Source organism: Sphingomonas sp. 22R3R2A-7 (assembly GCF_036856055.1).
Classification (GTDB): Bacteria; Pseudomonadota; Alphaproteobacteria; order Sphingomonadales; family Sphingomonadaceae; genus Sphingomonas.
Map to the genome: position 1 here is coordinate 3,943,964 of NZ_JASPFR010000001.1, position 19,092 is coordinate 3,963,055.

Consider the following 19,092-nt stretch of genomic DNA (forward strand, 5'->3'; position numbering starts at 1 on the left):
CCCTCAGGCGGTGACGGCGACGTCGTGAGCGACGTGTGGCGCAGGCCGGAAATCCTCGTGATCCTCAAACGGGCCCTTTCGGATCGTCGACAGGATCAGCCGCACCTCGATGACCGCCAGCGTGCCGTAGATCGCGGTAAAGCCGATGATCGTCGTCCACAGCACCCCGCGGGTCAGCGACGACGCTGCCAGGAATGTCGGCAGCACCCCCTCGATCGCCCAGGGTTGTCGTCCGATCTCGGCAAGCATCCAGCCGAGCTCGATCGCAATCCAGGGCAGCGGGATCGCGATGACCGCGAGCTTCAGGAACCAGCGCGTCTGCATGTGCAGTCGGAGCGACGTCAGCACGAAGGCGGTGCCGAACAGCGCGATCATCAAGAAGCCGATGAACGCCATGATCCGGAAACTCCAGAACATCAGCGGCACGTTCGGGACGACGTCCCACGCGGTCGCGGCGATCAGTTGCGGGCTCGCCATCCTTGGATCGGCGATGTGGCGTTTGAGCAGCAGCGCATAGCCCAGATCACGCTTGTGCGCCTCGAACCGCGCGCGTTCGGCGATATTGGTGCGGTCGATCTTCAGATGCTCGACCGCATCATAGGCGATGACGCCCGAGGTGATCCGTTCCTGCGCCTTCAGCACCAGTTCGGACATCCCCGTCACCTCGCTATCGAGGCTTCGCGTCGCGATCAGCCCGAGCACCCACGGAATCTGCACCTCATAGCGGGTTTCGCGTGCGGCGACGTCGGGCAACCCGAACAGGGTCAGGCCCGCGGGGGCAGGGGCGGTGTGCCAGGCCGCCTCGATCGCCGCGAGCTTCATCCGCTGGTTGTCGGTCAGTGCGTACCCGCTCTCGTCGCCGAGCACGACGACCGAGAGCGACCCGGCAAGCCCGAATGCGGCGGCGACCGTCATCGAACGCCGTGCCACCGCGGTATAGCGTCCCTTGAGAAGCCAGAAGGCCGAGATGCCGAGCACGACGACCGACGCGCAGACATAGCCCGCGCTGACGGTGTGGACGAACTTGGCCTGCGCGATCGGGTTGAACAGCACGGCGCCGAAATCGCTGACTTCCATCCGCATCGTGTCGGTATTGAACTCGGCGCCGGTCGGGTTCTGCATCCAGCCGTTTGCAACGAGGATCCACAGCGCCGACAAATTGGTGCCGAGCGCGACCATGCACGTGACGATCAGGTGGCCGAGCTTCGTCAGCCGCTCCCATCCGAAGAACATCAGCCCGACGAAGGTCGCCTCGAGGAAGAACGCCATCAACCCCTCGATCGCGAGCGGCGCACCGAAGATGTCGCCGACATAATGCGAGAAATACGACCAGTTGGTGCCGAACTGGAATTCCATCGTCAGCCCGGTTGCGACGCCCAGCACGAAGTTGATCGCGAAGATCCGTCCCCAGAACCGGGTGATGACGCGCCAGATCGGTCGGTTCGTCATGACGTACACTGACTCCATGATGACCAGCATCATCGAAAGGCCGAGGGTCAGCGGGACGAACAGGAAATGGTACAAGGCTGTCAGCGCGAATTGCAGCCGCGACAGGTCGATGACCGCAAGGTCCATGATGACGCTCCCCCAAAGGCCGTCGACCGGCCCTGTCCTCGAAGGCGTTAGGCACCGTGGGCAGCGCAAACATTGACCGCGGTCAAAGACGCGCACGGCGGCGCCGTCGATTGCGGTGGCATGAGCAGCATCGCAACGGCCGACGTTTCCAGGGATCGCGCGCGCGTATCGCGTGCCTATCTGAAGGCGGCAGTCGCCGATGGCGGCGGCGTGCGGCTGTCGACGAGCCTTCTGCTGCTCGACAGTATCGCGGCGATCGGGTTCGCGGCCGGGCTGGCGGGCGGCGTCGTGACCGCGCACGACGGGGTGGCCGCAATGCTGCCCTGGGCGTTGCTCGCGGGCGGCTCGGCGATCGGACGCGGCGGGTGCGCGATGCTTGCTGCGCGGGTCGGCGCGGGCGGTGCATACCGCGCGAAGATACGGCTGCGGCGGCGGATCATCGACGCGGCGCTGCACCGCAGCCCGGGCTCCGACGCGACGACGGGCACGCTGATGAGTGCGGCGGTGGACGAGGTCGATGCGATCGACGGCTATGTCGCGCGTTTCCTGCCCGCGCGGAAGGCGGCGGCGGTCGCGCCCCTGATCGTGCTGGCCGCAACGGCTGCCGCAAGCCCGATCGCTGCGGCGATCCTCGTGGCCACGTTCTTTCCGTTCCTCGTGGCGATGATCCTCGCGGGCGGTGCCGCAGCGGATGCGTCGCGGCGCCAGTTCGTCGCGCTTGCCCGGCTGTCGGGGCTGTTCGCGGACCGGATCGGCGCGCTGCCGACGGTGCTGGCCTTTCGAGCGGAAGCACGCGAGGCGCGCGCGCTTGGCGAGGCCTCGGAGGACCTTGCACGGCGTACGATGCGCGTGCTGCGCGTCGCGTTCCTGTCGTCGGGGGCGCTCGAGTTCTTCGCGGCGGTGTCGGTTGCGCTTGTCGCCGTGTATGCCGGGTTCAACCTGCTGGGTCTGCTGCCGTTCCCGGTGCCCGAGACGCTCGATCTAGGCCGTGCATTCTTCGTGCTGGCGCTTGCCCCCGAGTTCTACGCGCCGATGCGCCGGCTGGCAGCGGCGTACCACGATCGGCAGGCGGCAGAGACCGCAGGCGAGCGGCTGGCGGCTGTGGAAACGGCCAGGGCAACGCCTGCGTCGTCGGTGTGTCTCGTGCCGGAAACGGCGCCTGCGATCCGCTTCGAGTCCGTTTCGATCCAATACGCCGGTCAGGAGCGTGCGGCGGTGTCTGGCGTCTCTTTCGACGTTTCGCCGGGGATGATCGTCGCGTTGACGGGCGCGTCGGGGAGCGGCAAGAGCAGCCTGCTGCATCTGTTGCTCGGCCTCGCACCGTTGTCGGCTGGCCACGTGTCGATCGGCGGTCAGGACCTGGACACGATCGGCAGCATCGCGCCGATGGTCGCATGGATCGGCCAGTCGTCGCTGATCCTGCCGGGAACGATCGGGGCGAATATCGCGCTTGCCCACCCCACGGCGTCCTCCGAGCGTATCGCCGAGGTCGCGCGCATCGCTGGCTTGTCGCCGATGCTGCTCGCGCGGGGCGGGTTGGGTGCGGTGATCGATGCGAGGGGCAGCAGCCTGTCAGGGGGAGAACGGCGCCGCATCGCGCTGGCGCGTGCGATCCTGAAGCCGGCTCCCGTGCTGTTGCTCGACGAGCCGACTGCGCATCTCGATGCGGTGTCCGAAGCGCGCCTGATCACCGCGATTGCGCGGACCTGCGCCGGCCGCACGACGATCATCGCGACCCACAGCGCAAAGCTCGCGGCGATCGCCGATCTCGTCATCGATCTGGGAGACCGCACGTGACCGCGATCGACATGCTTCTTGCGAACGAGCGACGACGGCAGCGGCGGGGGCTGTGGCGCGCGAGCGGGTTTGCGGCGGTCGTTGCGATAGCTTCGGTCGTTCTGCTCGGACTGTCGGGATGGTTCATCACCGCCGCGGCGATGGCGGGGGTCGCCGGGACGACTGCTGCGTACGCGTTCAACTACATGTTGCCGAGCGCGGGTATTCGACTGCTCGCGATCCTCCGGACCGCCGGGCGTTATGGCGAGCGGCTTGCGAGCCATGAGGCGGCGTTCGGCGCGCTTGCCCGCATTCGCCCCGCCTTGTTCCTCGGGCTCGCGCGCGGTCCGGTAGCACAGGCGCTCGCGCTGACGCCGGGAGAGGCCACTGCGCGCATCGTCCAGGATGTCAGCGCTGTCGAGGCGCAGTTCGTCCGGCTCTCCGCCGCTCCGGGCGCGATTGCCGCGCTGGCGAGCGGTCTGGTGTTGTGTGTGCTTGGGGGGCCGTGGTCCGTCATCGCGCTGATGGTGTGTCTGTCGGGGCTGTTGGCGATAGCGGGGGTGCTGGCCCGACGTCTCGATGCGCCGGGGCGCGAGGTACAGCGCGCGAGTGGCGCATTGAAGGACGCCTTTGCAGGCATGGTCGACGCGGCGGCGGAACTGCGCTGCTACGGTATCGAGGCGCAGGCGCTGGCGACGGTCGACGCAAGCAGCCTGCGTCTCGCGGAGGCCCAGCGCGCACAGGCCTGCGTCGTCGGCTGGTTCGAGTTCATTCAGGCGGTCGCGCTCGGCGCGGCGGGAGTTGCGGTCCTGCTGATTGCCGCACCCGCGGGCGCGGCGACCGCGGCACTGTGCGCGCTGGCGGCGGTGATGACGATCGACGGCGCGGCGCCGGTCCTGCGCGGCCTCGCACAGCAGAGCGCGGTGCGCGAGGCGAAGACGCGGCTCGACGACCTGCTGGCGGACCCGGTGGCGGAGCAGGGCTGCAGCGCGGGCGTTGCCGCGTGGTCGATCGATCTGCTCGATACGCATCTCCCGGCCGGCTCGCGGGTCGCGCTGATCGGCGCATCGGGAACCGGCAAAACGACGCTCGTGGAAAGCCTGCTCGGGCTGCGACCGGTGGCACCGGGCACGGCATATATCGACGGCAAGGACATTGTCGGTATTTCGCTTGTCGCGCGCCGTGCGACGTTCGGCTGGTCACCGCAGGATGCGGCGTTGCTCGCGGGGACGGTGCGCGAGACGCTCGCGCTCGGCAATCCGCTGGTCGGCGATGACGCGCTGTGGGTGGCGCTTGCCGATGTCGCGCTCACCGACGTTATCGAAGGCCTTCCGGACGGACTCGACAGCTGGGTCGGCGAGCACGGCGTGCGCCTGTCGGGCGGAGAGCGGCGGCGGCTTTCGCTTGCCCGCGCGTACCTCGTCCCGGCGCCTTGGCTATTGCTCGACGAGCCCAGCGAGGGGCTCGATGCGGCGACCGAGCGCCGCGTCGCTCATGGCCTTGCCGCCCGGCTGGCGCGTACCGGGCAGGGGCTGGTCATGGTCAGCCACCGCCCGGCGATGGTCGCGCTGTGCGACCGGCAGATCGCGGTCGTGCCCGAGCCCCGCGCATACGCGGCGCGGGCCGACACGGACCGCGCCGTGCCGGCCTAGGGCGTCACAGCCGCACGCCGAGCCCCACCCCGAACACCACCGGATCGAGGCTGATCGCGACACGCTGCACACCCGCCGCCGTCGTCCGCAGCCGTGCGGTCGTATCGATGTCGATATATTTGACGTCGAGGTTCAGGAAGACCTTTGGCGTGATGTCGATATCGACGCCCGCCTGCGCGGCCCAGCCGAAGCTGTCCTTCATGTGGACGCCGGTTCGCCCGACCGCCCCGACCAGAGCGTTCGACGCCGTCTCGTTCCAGAAGATCGTGTAGTTCAGACCGGCACCGACATAGGGGCGAACCGCGCCTGTCGGGTTCACGCGATATTGCGCGGTCAGCGTCGGGGGTAATACCCAGGTCGAGGCAAGCCTGCCGATCGTGCCCGTCGTGCCGGTGCGGCCGTCCGCATGATGCTTGGTCGTCGCCGCGATCAACTCGAAGCCGATATGGTTCGTCGCCATGTACGTGACGTCGACCTCTGGCATGATGCTGTTGTCGACACGGACGCGCTCGCCGGGAAATGCCGGCAGGATGCTGCCCGAGGTCTCGTTCGGGGCAACCAGGATCGTGCGAACGCGCAGCAACACGTCGCCCGCGGCGATCCCCTGCCGCGGCGCCGGATCGGTCTCCGCGAATGCCGGTGCCGCCATGGCCATCGCCATGGTCGCACCGACGGCGAGGCTCTTGATCAGTGAAGGCATGGTCCGGCTCCTGTGTTGCAATGCCGTCGGGCTAGTCGCCCACCGGTGCCGGAGCGTTGATTGCGGACAAGGATCGGGTTGACCCCAGTCAAAGACGTCGCGCCGCGGCGGCACGCGACCCTGCCGCACGGACTGGCTGATCCTCGCGAGTGCTTCGCGTCCACCGACGGGATCTCGCGTATTCGGACGACGGCCCATCGATGCGCGCAGCATGTCGATGCCGGCCGCCGCATGCGGCTCTAGTCGCCCGGACGGTAGCGACGCTCGACATGCCCCTTGAGGTCTTCGGGATGGAAATAGACCGGCCGCAGATCGCCTTGCGCGTACCGCGTAACCTGATCGTCGAAGTGCGGTGACGCCGGGTCGCCGCTTTGGCCGCCCGCCATCACCGCCATCGCCTTCACGCGGGGACCGAATTCGACGATGGCGACGAAGCTGTTGCCGCTGGTGCCGTAATAACGCTTCGTTCCCGGCCAGGCCTTGGCGCCGAACGACGCGAGGCTCCCCATTGGGCCGATGTGAAGGCTATGGGTGTCGAGCCGCGATCGTCGTCGAAATGCGGCCGGATCGCGTTGTCGAGTCGCTGAAAGCGATTGATCGCCTGCCACGGCGTGCGCCAGTCGCCGAAGTCGCGCGTGAGCCGATCCACCGCGGCGGACAGCGCGGCAAGCTTGGCGTCGGGTTGCACGCGTGTGGCGATGTAGTCGGGGACGTTGACCCTTTCGGCCTGCGCAAGACCGCCGACCTCGCGCCAGAGCTGATCGCCCCAGAACACCGCAAGGCTGGTCGCGACACTGTCATAACCCCAGCGGTGGTCCCATTTCGCAAGCAGCGCGATCGGTGCCTCGAGCGCGGCACGCCGCGGGGCGTCGGAAGGAAGCGCCTGCCATGCGGCGATCAACCCCGGCAAAAGTCGTGCAAAGGCAGGTAGATACGGATCGAATGCCGCCGCGCGCAGCGTCTCCGGCGTCCATCGGCTTTTTCCGGTCAGCAGCAGGTCGGCATGGACGCCGCGCGCGTTGCCACCGACCTGGTCCATGTAGCGGGGATAGTCTGCGGCCTTGGGACTGTCGGGCCCCGCAGCGCTCCAGGGCCAGTCATTCGTGTTGTGGACCCAGCCGGTACGCGGGTTCGCGACGCTCGGCAGGCTGGCGAGCGTGTGCAGGCCACGCCAGTCGGTCGCGGGGTCGCTGCCGTCGACGGGCCGGGTATAGTCGAACCGGTCGCTGCGGATCGGCATGAACTGCGGCATCAGGAACGCGACCTCGCCCTTCTGGTCGGCGAACAGCGTATCGTTGGACGAATTCGCCTTGCGGTCGGCGACGGCGATGTAGCTCGCAAGGTCGTGCGCCTTGGTCCGCAGATAGCTCTGCTCGAGCGCCGGGACGGGTTTCCACATCAGTGCGGTCGCGATCCAGCGCCCGTTCCGGCTTGCGACGATCGGGCCATGATGCGTGCGATAGGTCGTGAAGTGCCGCTCGCCGAGCAAGCCGTCCGCCTTGCGGAACCGCAACGTGACGACCTTGGTCGCGACCGGCCGGCGGGCCCTGCCGTACAGATAGCTGTAGCCACCTGCGCGACCGGCGATCCGCTCGGCGAACTCGTCGACATTGTCGACCGTGGACGAGGTGTGCATCCAGCCGGCGGTCGGGTTGAAGCCCTGATAGATGAAGAACTGGCCCCAGGTGCTCGCCCCATAGGCGTTGAGCCCTTCTGCACTCGTCATCTGTGCCTCGGAGCGGAAATAGAAGCTCGTATGGGGATTGATGAGCAGCAGCGCGCGACCGCCGGTGGTCAGGCGGGGGGCAATCGCGATGCCGTTCGACCCGGACGGCTCGCGCGGGACAATGCCCTGCTCCTCCGGGCTGGGCGGCGTCGGGTTGCCATAGAAGGTTTTCAGTTCGCTCAGCGATATCCGCTCGATATCGCCCCCGATGCTGCCTTCGGTGAAGCCGAGCGCCATCCAGGGTTCGAAACGACCGATTACCCTAGGTTTGGTCTGCGGATGCGTTGCCAGATAATAGTTCAGACCGTCCGCCCAGGAGTCCATCAACGTCCGCAACCACGCCGGACTGGTCGCATATTGCTGTTTCAGCTCAACGGGGTCGGCGAACAGCCGCTGACGCAGATCGGCCCATATCGCATCCTCGCCGTCAGCCTCCGCGGTGCGGCCAAGCGCGGTGAGATAATTTGCCTCGATCCTCGCAAAATCATCCTCGGCCTGCGCGTAGACGAGACCGAACACCGCATCGCCGTCGGTTCGGCCAAGGATATGCGGAATACCCCAGTCGTCCCGCGTGATCGTGACGCGGTCGGCCTGCGCCTTCCATCGCGACAGATCCGTCGTCGGGGGCTGGAAGCCGCTGTCAGCAGCGCCAACAGGATCACCGGATTGCGCGCGTGACGAAGGAGCATATGCATTGGCGCACGGTAGGGACGAACACCGCGAAAGACCATGGATCGGCGTGCGCGATCGGTCGCCCCGCCGTGCGCTTGCCTCAAGTCAGAACGAGAAGCTCATGCCGCCGGCCAGGCTGTGATTGCGCACGTCGAAACCGACGAGAATATCGCCGGTCGAGCCCGACACGCCACGTGCGGTGCCGCCGATGCGACCAGCCACGGCACGCGCGTCGTTGACACCGGTATACCGGTACTCGCCGAACACGGCGATCGAGCGGGACAGCGGTATCTTGGCCTCGCCGCCGGCGCGTACGCCCCAATGCCCGCTGATGTCGCTGTCGGTGACGAGATAGGCAGGGCCGGCAAAGACATAGGGCTGCACGCCGGAACGCGGTACGCGGACCATCGCGAGCGCCGCGAAGGTGGCCGTGGTGGGTACGCCGACGCGGGGTATGTCGACCGCCACCGACCGGCCCGGGTCGACGATGACTTCCCTGCCGAAGACCTGCTCGTCGAAGCGCAGATTCGCGGTCGCGCGGACGGTCTGTCGCTTCACGTCGGGGTTCAGCGTGGCGGCATCGACCGCGACGCCGAACCAGTCGAACCAGTGCCCCGCCCGGACGCCGAAGATCGTCGAATGCGTGGGTTTCAGGCTTTCGACGTCGATCCGTAGTTGTGCGGGAATGATGACATCGTCGATCCTGGCTTCGTTCGCGGTGATCGAGGCCGCGGTCCGTTCGGGGAAGGATCGACCTGCAAACACATCCACGAAGGTCTGCGCGTGCGCAGGGATCGGCGTGCTCGCTGCTATCAGCGCGAACAGAACGGTCCGTTTACTCATGTCGTTGATCGTACCCCCCTTGTTTCGACGAAAAACTCCGTTGGTGTTCGTCCGTTCCGGGGCGATCGGGAAAGTCTCCGGCAGTACCGCGACAAAAGTCGTAATGGTCAATCAGATAGAGACGACCGATAGCGACGCGTCGGACTGCAAGGCGCATTCATGAAAGCGGAGTGGGATATGCCAATCGAGCCTAAAGCGATGGGCACGCGATATCGCCCGGCGGTACCGCACGGCGTCGTAGTGATGGGCGTCAGTGGCAGCGGGAAGTCGACGCTCGCGGCCTTGCTTGCGCAGCGTATCGGCTGTCCGCTGCTCGAGGGGGACGACTATCATGCGGCCGCGAGCATCGCGAAGATGCGGGCCGGACAACCGCTTCACGATGCGGATCGCTGGCCATGGCTCGACCGGCTGGGCGAGGCAATCGGCGTGGCAGCAGCCGGCGAAGCGGGCAGTAGGGCAGGCGGCGGCGGGACAGCAGGCACCGGGGCAGGGGCCGGCATCGCGGTGTCTGCGTGCTCGGCACTCAAGCGCAGCTATCGCGACCGGCTGTCGGCCGCGTCGCACGTGCCGCTGCGCTTCATCCTGCTTCAAACGCGACAAGAGGAACTGACACGACGCCTCGTCGCCAGGGCGGGCCATTACATGCCCGCCAGCCTCCTGGAAAGCCAGCTGGCGATACTCGAACCGCCGGGGGCTGATGAATGCGCGTTGACACTCGAGGCCACGACGGCACCCGACGCGCTGTGCAACCTGGCGCTCGCATGGCTTCGGACGAAGAGCCCCGCTGAAGGGGGACATGCGCGATGAAGCGGAAGCAGGAATAGAGAGATGCTTGCGGTGCCAGCGCCTGTGCCGACGGGACTTGTCGTAGTTCCAGCGCATCCGCCAGTTCATCAGCCAACATGACAGGACTTCGCCAATTCGTATAAATGAGTTGGTTAATTATCTCCGGCAACCAGTCTGAAAGACATGGGGTCGACAGCGGGTAAATAACCTCAAAACGGTTACGGTTAGCTTAGGTGTCGGTGGGCCGAATTGTATAGTATTTGCTGCTGATGGATAATCGCGACAGAGCAAGACCGGAAAGGCAGGCCAGACTCCCGGGGCTCGTGATCGCTCGCTGGGGGATTTGCGGCGGGGCGGTCAGTGCATTGCTGACGCTGCTGGGCTGGATCCTCGATAAACCCGATCTGACGAGCTTTGGGATGATCGAGCCGTCACTGCCGTTCAGCAGCGTCGCATACCTGTTCATGGCGGCAGGCTTCGGGTTGTACGTGACAGCACAGTCGCACCGCTTGGCCCGGCTGCTGCTCATCGTTCCGATCGCGATCGGCGCCGCACGGCTGGTGACGCTGCCGTCGCTGGGACTGGGCATCGATGGATGGCTGTTCGTCGCGGAGGTGAACCGTTCGCTCGCAGGTCGCGCGACGCCGCCCGGAATCATCCATGCGCTGGTGCTGATCGGCCTTCCGCTGGCGATCATGCTGACACCGGTCGCCACGCGTCGTGCGGGCTATGTCACGCTCGGCATCGCCGGATCGGCGCTGGCATTCGCAAGCCTGTCGCTGTTGTTCGTACCGTTGGCCGAGGCGCTCGATGCGGCCGGGTGGCGCCTGTTCTCGACCTCGCTGCCCGCCGCCATCGAGACGCTGCTGCTCGCGCTGGGGGTGCTGGCGTGGCGTAGCGATATCGACGTCGCGGCAGGGCTGTCATCGCCCGAATGGCGCGTCATGCGGCTCGTCGTCCCGCTCCTGATGGTCGAGCCCGTGCTGGCATCGCTCGCCGAATTCGGGGCGGTCGAGGCGGGGTGGGTCACGCCGTTATGGGGCGAGATGTCGACGATCGCGTTGAACTTCGCGGCGATCGCGATCCTGCTGGCATGGTCGATGCGGAGCGCGGCGAAGCGGCGTGCGGCATTGGTCGAACTGAGCCAGGCGCTCGACGCGGCGCCGATGGCGCTGATCGATGCAGACGGGCAGATCGTGCACTGGTCGCGCGGTTGCGAAGACCTGTACGGCTGGTCGGAACGCGAGGCGCTCGGGCGGGCAAAGCACGAGCTGCTCGATCTGCGTGCGCCTGGCGGCGCGGCTGCACCACGGGCGCGGCACGCCGATGTCGAACGCGAGCTGGTCGAGCGATGCCGCGACGACCGGCTCGTCCACGTCATCGAGCATGCGCGTCCCGTCGCCAACTCGGCGCGCGGCGCGGTTCTGGTGCTGTCGATGACCGATATCGGCGCGCGGCTGAAGGCGGAGGCGGCGTTGCGCGCCAGCGAGGATCGGCTCGCGCTGACCGCGACCGCGCACGAGATCGGGCTGTTCGAATGGGACGTTGCGTCGGGCCGGCTGACCTGGGCCGCGGGATCGGAACAGAGGCTGGGGATCATTCCCGGCACGATCCAGGATTTCGAAAGCTGGGCCGCGCTGGTCGATCCCGAGGATCTCGCCGATATCCAGCGGACGATCTCGGCCGCGGTCGCGACACGGGCGGACCGCATCAGCTACACCTACCGTCTGTCGCAGGCGAACGGGGTCCGGCGCGCGCTCGAGGGATCGGCGCGGTGCTTCTACGATCGCGCGGGCAATCTCGTGAAGACCGTCGGCCTGACGCTCGACATTACCCGGCACGAGGAACGCGAGGCGGCGCTGCTGTCGCAGGAGGCACAGCTCCGGTCGATCCTGGAAACCGTGCCCGATGCGATGGTGGTGATTGACGAACGGGGGCAGATCCGCTCGTTCAGCGCGGCGGCCGAACAGATGTTCGGCTATTGCGCCGCGGACGCGATCGGCAGCAACGTCGCCACGCTGATCCCCGATGACGATGCGAAACGGCACGACCGGTATCTCAGGCGGTATCTGCGGGCGGGCGCGCGGAGCGTCATCGGTGATCGCCGCCTGCTGACGGCAAAGCGCGTCGACGGCAGCATTTTCCCCATCGAACTGCATGTCGGCGAAGCGCGGGTGGCAGGCGAACGCGTCTTCACGGGGTTCGTCCGCGACATATCGGACCGGATCGCCGCAGAGGAGCGGCTGGGCCAGGTGCATCAGGAGCTGATGCATGTGGTTCGCCTCAACGCGGTCGGCGAGATGGCGGCGGCGCTCGCGCACGAACTCAATCAGCCCTTGTCCGCCATCGCCAATTTCGTCGCGACGGGCGAGCTGCTTCTCGATGTACCCGATGGTCAGCTCGACCAGTCCCGGCTGCGCGAGATGCTGCATCTGGCGAATGCGCAGGCGCTGCGCGCGGGCGACATCATCCACCGCCTGCGGGAATTCGTCGCCAAGCGCGAGATCCGACATGCGGATCGAGCCGGTCGAGACGACGCTGCGCGAGGCGGCCGCGCTGCTGGCGGCGGGAAGCCAGCGCCCGGATATCCGCGTGACCTTCGCGCTGTCGCGGTCCGCCGACGTCATGCTGGCGGATCGGATCCAGATCCAGCAGGTCATGGTCAATCTCATCCGCAACGCATTCGAGGTGCTGGCCGGCATGCCGCCCGATCGGCGCGAGGTGACGATCGGTTCGCGTCGCCTGTCGCCGAGCGAGGTCGAGATCAGCGTTCGGGACCAGGGCCCGGGGTTGTCGGACGCCGTGCTTTCGCGCCTCTTCACCCCGTTCACGTCGTCGAAGGGCGAGGGGGGATGGGGATCGGCCTCTCGATATGCCGTCGCATCGTCGAAGCGCATGGCGGCATGCTCACCGCATCGAACATGCCCGACGGCGGCGCATGTTTCCGGTTCACCCTGCCCTGTGTCCGGCCGCGATGACCATGTCGTGCCGAACCCACCCTACGCCGCTTGAAAGGACACGCAGATGCGCACCATCTACATAGTCGACGACGATGATGCGGTCAGAGCCTCGGTCCAAGGGTTGCTGTCGCTAAGATCGAACCTGATCATCCGCGCGTTTCGATCGGGCGATCTCTTCCTCGCCGCGCTCGACGATTGCGATCCGGGGGTCGTTCTGCTCGATCATCACATGCCCGGGACGACGGGGCTCGAGGTCCTTCGAAGGATCGCACCGCTCTCGCCGCGGTTTGCGCCGATCATGCTGACGGGGCAGGGCGACGTGCAGCTGGCGGTCCATGCGATGAAGTCGGGCGCGTTCGAATTTCTCGAAAAACCCTGCGATCCGCATGTGCTCTTGCGCATCGTCGACCAGTCGTTCGACCGGTTCGAGACCGAAAGCGTCGCCGCGGAGCGCGCCAGGACTGCGCGTGCGCGTATTGCCCGCCTGTCAGCGCGAGAAACCGATGTCCTGAGAGGCTTGATCGAGGGCCACCCGAACAAGGTGATCGCGCATGAACTGAGCCTCAGTCCGCGTACCGTGGAGATCTATCGCGCCAATCTGATGGACAAGCTCGATGTTCGCAGCCTGTCCGAAGCACTGCGGATCGCCTTTGCCGCGGGACTGGTCACGGCCGACTAGTGTCGCGGACAGTGCGATGTGACGTCTGCGCGTGTGCAAAGGGGGTGTTGCGTGCGGATCGAGGCCCTTAAGAGGGGGCGTCTCAATCCGGGAGTATCTGTTGGAAGCCGTCTCGATCGTCCTGTTTCTCCTGCTTGCGGTCGTCGTGAGCGGCTCCATCTCAAGAATGCTGCCCGTGCCGATCCCGACACCATTGGTGCAGATCATGCTGGGTGCGGTGATCGGCCTCTCGACGTCTTATCGCGTCACGCTCGATCCCGAGCTGTTCCTTCTGCTGTTCCTGCCGCCGCTGCTGTTTCTCGATGGATGGCGGATCCCCAAGGACGAATTGCTGAAGGATCTGTCGACGGTCGTCGAGCTTGCGCTCGGGCTGGTGCTGATCACGGTAATCGGGATGGGGTTGTTCATCCACTGGATGATCCCGGCGATGCCGCTCGCGGTCGCGTTCGCGCTTGCCGCGGTCGTGTCGCCGACCGACCCGATCGCGGTCTCCGCGATCGCAGCACGCGTGCCCATCCCGAAGCGGATGATGCATATCCTCGAAGGCGAATCGTTGCTCAACGACGCATCGGGTCTCGTCTGCCTCCGCTTCGCGATCGCGGCCGCGCTGACCGGAACATTCTCGGCGTCGAATGCCGCCTTCAGCTTCCTGTGGGTCGCCGGCGCGGGGCTGGTCGTGGGCGTCGTCGTTACGCTGGCGGTCACACGCGCCAAGGCCTGGGTCTCGCGGCGGTTCGGCGAGGAATCGGGTTCGCAGATCCTCGTGAGCCTGCTGATCCCGTTCGGCTCGTATCTGTTCGCCGAGCATATCCATGCATCGGGCATCCTTGCCGCCGTCGCGGCCGGCGTCACGATGACGTTTGCCGAGATCTCGCGGCAGGCGCTGCCGACGACGCGGATGCGTCGCAATTCGGTCTGGGACACGATCCAGTTCGCGCTGAACGGCATCATCTTCGTGCTGCTCGGCGAGCAGCTTCCCGCGATCTTCGCGGTGGCGCGGCAGACGGTGCAGCTGACCGGGCATGCGGGCACGTGGTGGCTGGGCGCATACGTGCTGGCGATCGTCGCGGGGCTGATCATGCTGCGGTTCGCCTGGGTCTGGGTATCGCTGCGCCTGACGCTGTTGCGGCGGCGGAACCGCGTCGGGGCAACGCAGCAGAGCCCCGACTGGCGGCTGGTCGCCGCGATGTCGCTCGCCGGCGTGCGCGGCGCGATCACGCTGGCAGGCGTCCTGACGATCCCGCTGGTGCTCAACGATGGGACGCCGTTCCCCGCGCGCGACCTCGCGATATTCCTTGCGGCAGGCGTCATCATCGTGTCGCTGATCGTCGCGAGCTTGGCGCTTCCCGTGCTGTTGAACGGCCTGACGATGCCGTCGGAGCCCTCGCTTCAGGCGGAGGAGGATGCCGCGCGGGTGGCGGCGGCGCAGGCGGCGATCCGGGCGGTCGAACGATCGCAGCATGACCTGGCCGAGCGGATGGGCGATGCCGACTTCTACGCGACCGCGGGCGGCCGCGTCATGGACGTCTATCGCGACCGGATCGACAGCCGGGGCGGATCCGCCAAGATGGCGGCGGAGGCGCGGCTTCAGGATCGTCTCGAGCGCGACTTCAAGCTCGTCGCGCTTCAAGCGGAGCGTGCGCTCGTGATCGAACTCGCCCGCGAGCGGCAGATCGGGAGCGTCACGGTCCAGAAACTCGTCCGCGAACTGGACCTGCTCGAGGCACGCTATCGCGGGTAGCGGCGCCTATACCAGACCGTGGCGGGGTTGCGCGTGACGGCGCAGGGGCGCACACGTCACCATCAAAATTGGGAGCTTGATATGGCGGTAAAGATCGTTGCGTTCGTTTCTGCGCGGCCCGGGTGCGAGGATGCGTTCATCGAGGCGGCACGCGTCTGTGTCGCGGCCTCGCGGCAGGAACCCGGCGTGCTCTATTACGAACTCTGGCGCGAGTCCGACGGCGACCGCCGGTTCGTCTTCAACGAGCGCTATGTCGACGATGCGGCGGTCGATGCGCATATGCAGTCGGACCATTTCAAGGCGTTCGGCGCCGCCGCGCGCGACCTGGCGGCGGCACGGCCGACGATCATCAAGGCCGAGGCGATCGACGTCGCGGAATGACGTCGGAGCCTAGCTGAGCTGGAGCGCGGACGGCGCCCGCTCTGCTCAGCGTGGGGCGGTCCAGTCGCCCGACTTGCCGCCGCGCTTTTCGAGCAGGCGAACCCCGTCGATCACCATGGCCTTGTCGATCGCCTTTGCCATGTCATAGACGGTCAGCAGCGCAACGCTCACGGCGGTCAGCGCTTCCATCTCGACGCCCGTCTTGCCATCGGTCGCGACGGTCGCGGTCGCGGTGACGCCGCTTGCGTCGACATCGAGGTCAAGCGTGATCTTGGTGAGCGGGAGCGGGTGGCACAGCGGGACGAGATCGCTCGTCCGCTTTGCCGCCATGATCCCGGCGACGCGGGCGACCGCGATCACGTCACCCTTCTTTGCGGACCCATCGGCGATTGCCAGCGCCGCCTCCGCGGACATGGTGATACGGCCGGTCGCCACGGCCTCGCGCGCGGTCGGCGTCTTGCCGCCGACATCGACCATGCGGGCGGCGCCGGCGCCGTCGATATGCGTGAGGCCGCTCATCCGATCAGCACGCGCGTTGCCGCCTCGACATCGTCCTGCCGCATCAGCGCTTCGCCGATCAGGAAGCAGCGTATGCCCTTCTCCGCCATCGCATCGAGGTCGGCGCGCGTCGTCAGACCGCTTTCCGCCACGAACGTGCAGTCGCGGGGCGCGCGGTCGACGAGGTCGTATGTCCGCTGAAAGTCGACGGTAAAGTCGCGCAGGTCGCGATTGTTTACCCCGATCAGCCGGGATTTGAGCTTCAGCGCGCGCTCGAGTTCATGCGCGTCGTGAATCTCGACGAGCACGTCCATGCCGCATTCGAGTGCCGAGGCCTCGATCTCCGCCATCTGCATGTCGTCGAGCGCCGCGACGATGATCAGGATCGCGTCGGCGCCGATCGCGCGCGCCTCGGTCGCCTGCCAGGGATCGACCATGAAGTCCTTGCGCAGGACGGGAATCGAGACCGCGTCGCGCGCCGCGGTGAGATAGGCATCGGCCCCCTGGAACCACGTCTCGTCGGTCAGGACGGACAGGCAGGCGGCACCCCCGGCCTCATAGGCACGGGCATGCGCGGGGGGATCGAAATCGGCGCGGATCAGTCCCTTCGACGGGCTCGCCTTTTTGACTTCGGCGACGAGCGCATAGCCCGTCTTCGCGTCGAGCGCGGCGCGGAAGCCGCGCGGTTTGGACATCCGTGCGATGCCCGCGTCGATGTCGGACAGCGAGGTCGTGGCCTTGCGCGCGGCGACCTCCGCACGTTTTGTCTCAAGAATACGATCGAGCATGGTCATGTCAGTAGGCAATCCAGCGGGCCAGCAGCGCATCCGCGCTGCCGTCGTCGAGCGCGGTGGCGGCCGAGACCGCCCCGTCGACGAGGGTGGGGGAGTGGCCGGCAACGACGAGCGCCGCGGCGGCATTGAGCAGGACGGCTTCGCGATAGGCGCTGCGCTCGCCCTTGAGCAGACGGCGGAGCGCGTCCGCATTATGCGCCGGGTCACCGCCGCGGATCGCGTCGATCGAATGGCGGACGAGCCCTGCATCCTCGGGCGTGACGCGGCGTGGCAGCTTCGCGGCACCGACGCTTGCGATGACGCTGTGTCCGGCGCCCGACAGCTCGTCGAGTCCCTCCTCGCCCGATACGACGAACGCCGCTTCGGTGCCGAGCTGTTCGAGTGCCTCGGCATAGAGCGCGGCATAGTCCGGGCGGGCGATGCCGATCAGCTGGCGCGTGACCCGGGCGGGGTTGGCGAGCGGGCCCATCAGGTTGAAGATCGTCCGCGTCGCGATCCGGCGGCGGATCGGCGTGATGCGCTTCATCGCCGGGTGGTGGTTGGCGGCGAAAAGGAACGCGATGCCGATGTCGCGCAGACTGGCCTCGGCCGTCGCCCCGGCGCGGTCCATGTCGAGTCCGAGCATCTCGAGCGTGTCCGCCGCGCCCGCCTTGCTCGAGGCGGCGCGGTTGCCGTGCTTGGCGACGGGGATGCCGCACGCGGCGACGACGAGCGCGACTGCGGTCGACACGTTGAGCGTGTGATGGCCGTCGCCGCCGGTGCCGCAGACGTCGATCGCACCTGCGGGCGCGTCGATCGGGATCATCCGGTCGCGCAGCGCGCGCGCCGCCTCGGCGATTTCGATGCTGGTCTCGCCGCGCCGCGACAGGTCGGTCAGGAACGTCGCGATCGCGTCTTCGCTGGCGCGTGCATCGAGGATGTCGGCGAACGCCGCGCGCGCGGATTCGCGCGATAGCGGCGTCGAGGGATTGGGGAGGAGTACCGTCACGCTCATGACGGCACCCGCAGCCGCGCCGGCAGTTCGTGCGGAATTCCCGCCATCGTCAGGAAGTTGGCAAGCATGGCGTGGCCGTGTTCGGTGGCGATGCTTTCGGGATGGAACTGCACGCCGTGGATCGGCAGCGTCGCGTGACGAAAGCCCATGACGGTGCCGTCCTGCGCGGTGGCGTTGACGACGAGCGTGTCGGGGACCGCGTTGACGATCAGCGAGTGATAGCGCGTCGCGATGAACGGCGACGGAAGCCCGTGATACAACCCGGTATCGTCGTGCAGCACGGGCGAGGTCTTGCCGTGCATCAGCCCGCCGCGCTCGACCTTGCCGCCGAAATGCTGGCCGATCGCCTGGTGCCCCAGGCACACGCCGAGCAGCGGTTTACCCGCGTCGGCGCAGGCCGCGACGAGGTCGAGGCTGACGCCCGCCTCGGTCGGCGTGCAGGGGCCGGGCGAGATGAGAAAGGCGTCCGCGCCCGACGACAGAGCCTGTCCGGCGGAGATCGCATCGTTGCGGACGACCTCCACCTCGGCGCCCAACTCCATCAGATAATGGACAAGGTTCCAGGTGAAGCTGTCGTAATTGTCGACGACCAGGATCATCGCCCCGCCATAGACGATGACGGGCGTCGTGCAATGGTGTTGCGGGCAGGGATTCGGAGGGGGATGTCCAGGGGGAAGACAGCAGTGCAAAGATGCGCATGATAGGGCGCATGACAGGGAGCCATGATGCGTTCGACGTATGCGATGGGGAAGTCGAGGGTGGTTTGGGCGGTGCGATGCACGCCTATGCAGGCCTATGCAGGGCGCATTGCATTCAGCATGGAGAAACGTGGCGCGGTAGACGTTCCGTATATAACAGGAGCCCTAATACATGTTTCGTTTGACGCTTATCGCCGCCTTGCTCGCCACGCCCGCGCTGGCCTCGGCCCAGACCGCGCCCGTCGCGCAGGATCAGGGATCAGAGACCGGCCAGCCGCCACAGCGGATCCGCAGCGTCACGCTGGGCGCGGGGCAGAAATGTCCGGCGTCGAGCACGGGCGAGATCGTCGTGTGCTCGACGCTCGACCAGCCCTATCGCATTCCGAAGGAACTGCGTGACGATGGCCCGATCGCCGCACAGAACCAGAGCTGGGTAAACCGCGCCGCGACGGCGGACGAAGTCGGACGCGTCGCGGGTGGCCTGCCCGATACCTGTTCGCCGGTCGGGACGGGCGGGCAGTCGGGCTGTTCGCAGATGCGCGCGCGTGCGTTTGCCGCCGAGCGTCGCGCGGCCGCCACAGGGCAGGCGGACGGCCGCTAAGCCAAAGCCGGGGCAA

The 19,092-nt window shown here is 67.1% G+C and carries 15 protein-coding genes and 3 pseudogenes; 10 read left to right on the forward strand and 8 right to left on the reverse strand.

Annotated elements, in window-relative coordinates; genetic code table 11:
* Positions 1–3 precede the first annotated feature (3 nt).
* Positions 4–1,575: a cytochrome ubiquinol oxidase subunit I gene (locus QP165_RS18955; protein WP_333996814.1), complete on the reverse strand. Its 1,572-nt coding sequence runs from the start codon at positions 1,573–1,575 to the stop codon at positions 4–6.
* A 120-nt stretch (positions 1,576–1,695) separates the two neighbouring features.
* Here QP165_RS18955 and cydD point away from each other — a divergent pair, with 120 nt between their 5' ends.
* Positions 1,696–3,372: a thiol reductant ABC exporter subunit CydD gene (cydD, locus tag QP165_RS18960; protein WP_333996815.1), complete on the forward strand. Its 1,677-nt coding sequence runs from the start codon at positions 1,696–1,698 to the stop codon at positions 3,370–3,372.
* The gene (locus QP165_RS18965) at positions 3,369–5,003 is read left to right on the forward strand and encodes an amino acid ABC transporter ATP-binding/permease protein (RefSeq protein ID WP_333996816.1); all 1,635 of its coding nucleotides are present in this window, start codon (positions 3,369–3,371) and stop codon (positions 5,001–5,003) included. The genes cydD and QP165_RS18965 overlap by 4 nt, the downstream gene beginning before the upstream one ends.
* 4 nt (positions 5,004–5,007) lie before the next feature.
* Here QP165_RS18965 and QP165_RS18970 read toward each other — a convergent pair whose 3' ends face one another.
* From QP165_RS18970 to QP165_RS18980, 3 genes and pseudogenes are all read right to left on the reverse strand, one after another.
* The gene (locus tag QP165_RS18970) at positions 5,008–5,703 is read right to left on the reverse strand and encodes an OmpW/AlkL family protein (protein WP_333996817.1); all 696 of its coding nucleotides are present in this window, start codon (positions 5,701–5,703) and stop codon (positions 5,008–5,010) included.
* Positions 5,704–5,942: 239 nt separating this feature from the next.
* Positions 5,943–8,124, reverse strand: a pseudogene (locus QP165_RS18975) (penicillin acylase family protein).
* An 82-nt stretch (positions 8,125–8,206) separates the two neighbouring features.
* Positions 8,207–8,944, reverse strand: a complete 738-nt coding sequence (locus QP165_RS18980) for an outer membrane protein (protein ID WP_333996818.1) — start codon at positions 8,942–8,944, stop codon at positions 8,207–8,209.
* Between the two features lie 198 nt (positions 8,945–9,142).
* Between QP165_RS18980 and QP165_RS18985 the strand changes: the two genes are divergently transcribed.
* The 7 genes and pseudogenes from QP165_RS18985 (at position 9,143) to QP165_RS19005 (ending at position 15,491) form a co-directional block, all read left to right on the forward strand.
* Positions 9,143–9,751, forward strand: coding sequence for a gluconokinase (locus tag QP165_RS18985; protein WP_333996819.1), 609 nt, complete (start codon positions 9,143–9,145; stop codon positions 9,749–9,751).
* A 1,079-nt stretch (positions 9,752–10,830) separates the two neighbouring features.
* Positions 10,831–12,210 (forward strand): annotated as a pseudogene (locus tag QP165_RS20150) (PAS domain S-box protein); the annotation flags it as partial.
* A 31-nt stretch (positions 12,211–12,241) separates the two neighbouring features.
* A pseudogene (locus tag QP165_RS20155) lies at positions 12,242–12,490 on the forward strand (hypothetical protein); the annotation flags it as partial.
* Positions 12,412–12,708, forward strand: a complete 297-nt coding sequence (locus QP165_RS20160) for a sensor histidine kinase (RefSeq protein WP_443019385.1) — start codon at positions 12,412–12,414, stop codon at positions 12,706–12,708. The pseudogene QP165_RS20155 and the gene QP165_RS20160, both read left to right, overlap by 79 nt.
* A 46-nt stretch (positions 12,709–12,754) precedes the next feature.
* Entirely contained in the window at positions 12,755–13,369 is a 615-nt protein-coding gene (locus QP165_RS18995) for a response regulator transcription factor (protein WP_333996821.1), read from the forward strand.
* Between the two features lie 100 nt (positions 13,370–13,469).
* Entirely contained in the window at positions 13,470–15,110 is a 1,641-nt protein-coding gene (locus QP165_RS19000) for a Na+/H+ antiporter (protein WP_333996822.1), read from the forward strand.
* Positions 15,111–15,191: 81 nt separating this feature from the next.
* Positions 15,192–15,491: a putative quinol monooxygenase gene (locus tag QP165_RS19005; protein ID WP_056024628.1), complete on the forward strand. Its 300-nt coding sequence runs from the start codon at positions 15,192–15,194 to the stop codon at positions 15,489–15,491.
* Positions 15,492–15,536: 45 nt separating this feature from the next.
* Here QP165_RS19005 and moaC read toward each other — a convergent pair whose 3' ends face one another.
* The 4 genes from moaC to QP165_RS19025 are packed head-to-tail and all read right to left on the reverse strand — an operon-like array spanning position 15,537 to position 18,376.
* Positions 15,537–16,010 (reverse strand): cyclic pyranopterin monophosphate synthase MoaC, encoded by a 474-nt coding sequence (moaC, locus tag QP165_RS19010; protein ID WP_333996823.1) that lies wholly within the window; start codon positions 16,008–16,010, stop codon positions 15,537–15,539.
* Positions 16,007–16,783 (reverse strand): indole-3-glycerol phosphate synthase TrpC, encoded by a 777-nt coding sequence (gene trpC / locus QP165_RS19015; protein ID WP_333996824.1) that lies wholly within the window; start codon positions 16,781–16,783, stop codon positions 16,007–16,009. Before trpC ends, moaC begins: the two co-directional genes overlap by 4 nt.
* 1 nt (position 16,784) lies before the next feature.
* Complete coding sequence (gene trpD, locus QP165_RS19020; RefSeq protein ID WP_333996825.1) at positions 16,785–17,777, reverse strand: anthranilate phosphoribosyltransferase; 993 nt, start codon at positions 17,775–17,777, stop codon at positions 16,785–16,787.
* On the reverse strand, positions 17,774–18,376 hold the full coding sequence (locus tag QP165_RS19025) for an anthranilate synthase component II (RefSeq protein WP_333996826.1): 603 nt from the start codon (positions 18,374–18,376) through the stop codon (positions 17,774–17,776). The genes trpD and QP165_RS19025 overlap by 4 nt, the downstream gene beginning before the upstream one ends.
* A gap of 271 nt (positions 18,377–18,647) precedes the next feature.
* Here QP165_RS19025 and QP165_RS19030 point away from each other — a divergent pair, with 271 nt between their 5' ends.
* Positions 18,648–19,076, forward strand: a complete 429-nt coding sequence (locus tag QP165_RS19030) for a hypothetical protein (RefSeq protein ID WP_333996827.1) — start codon at positions 18,648–18,650, stop codon at positions 19,074–19,076.
* Positions 19,077–19,092 lie beyond the last annotated feature (16 nt).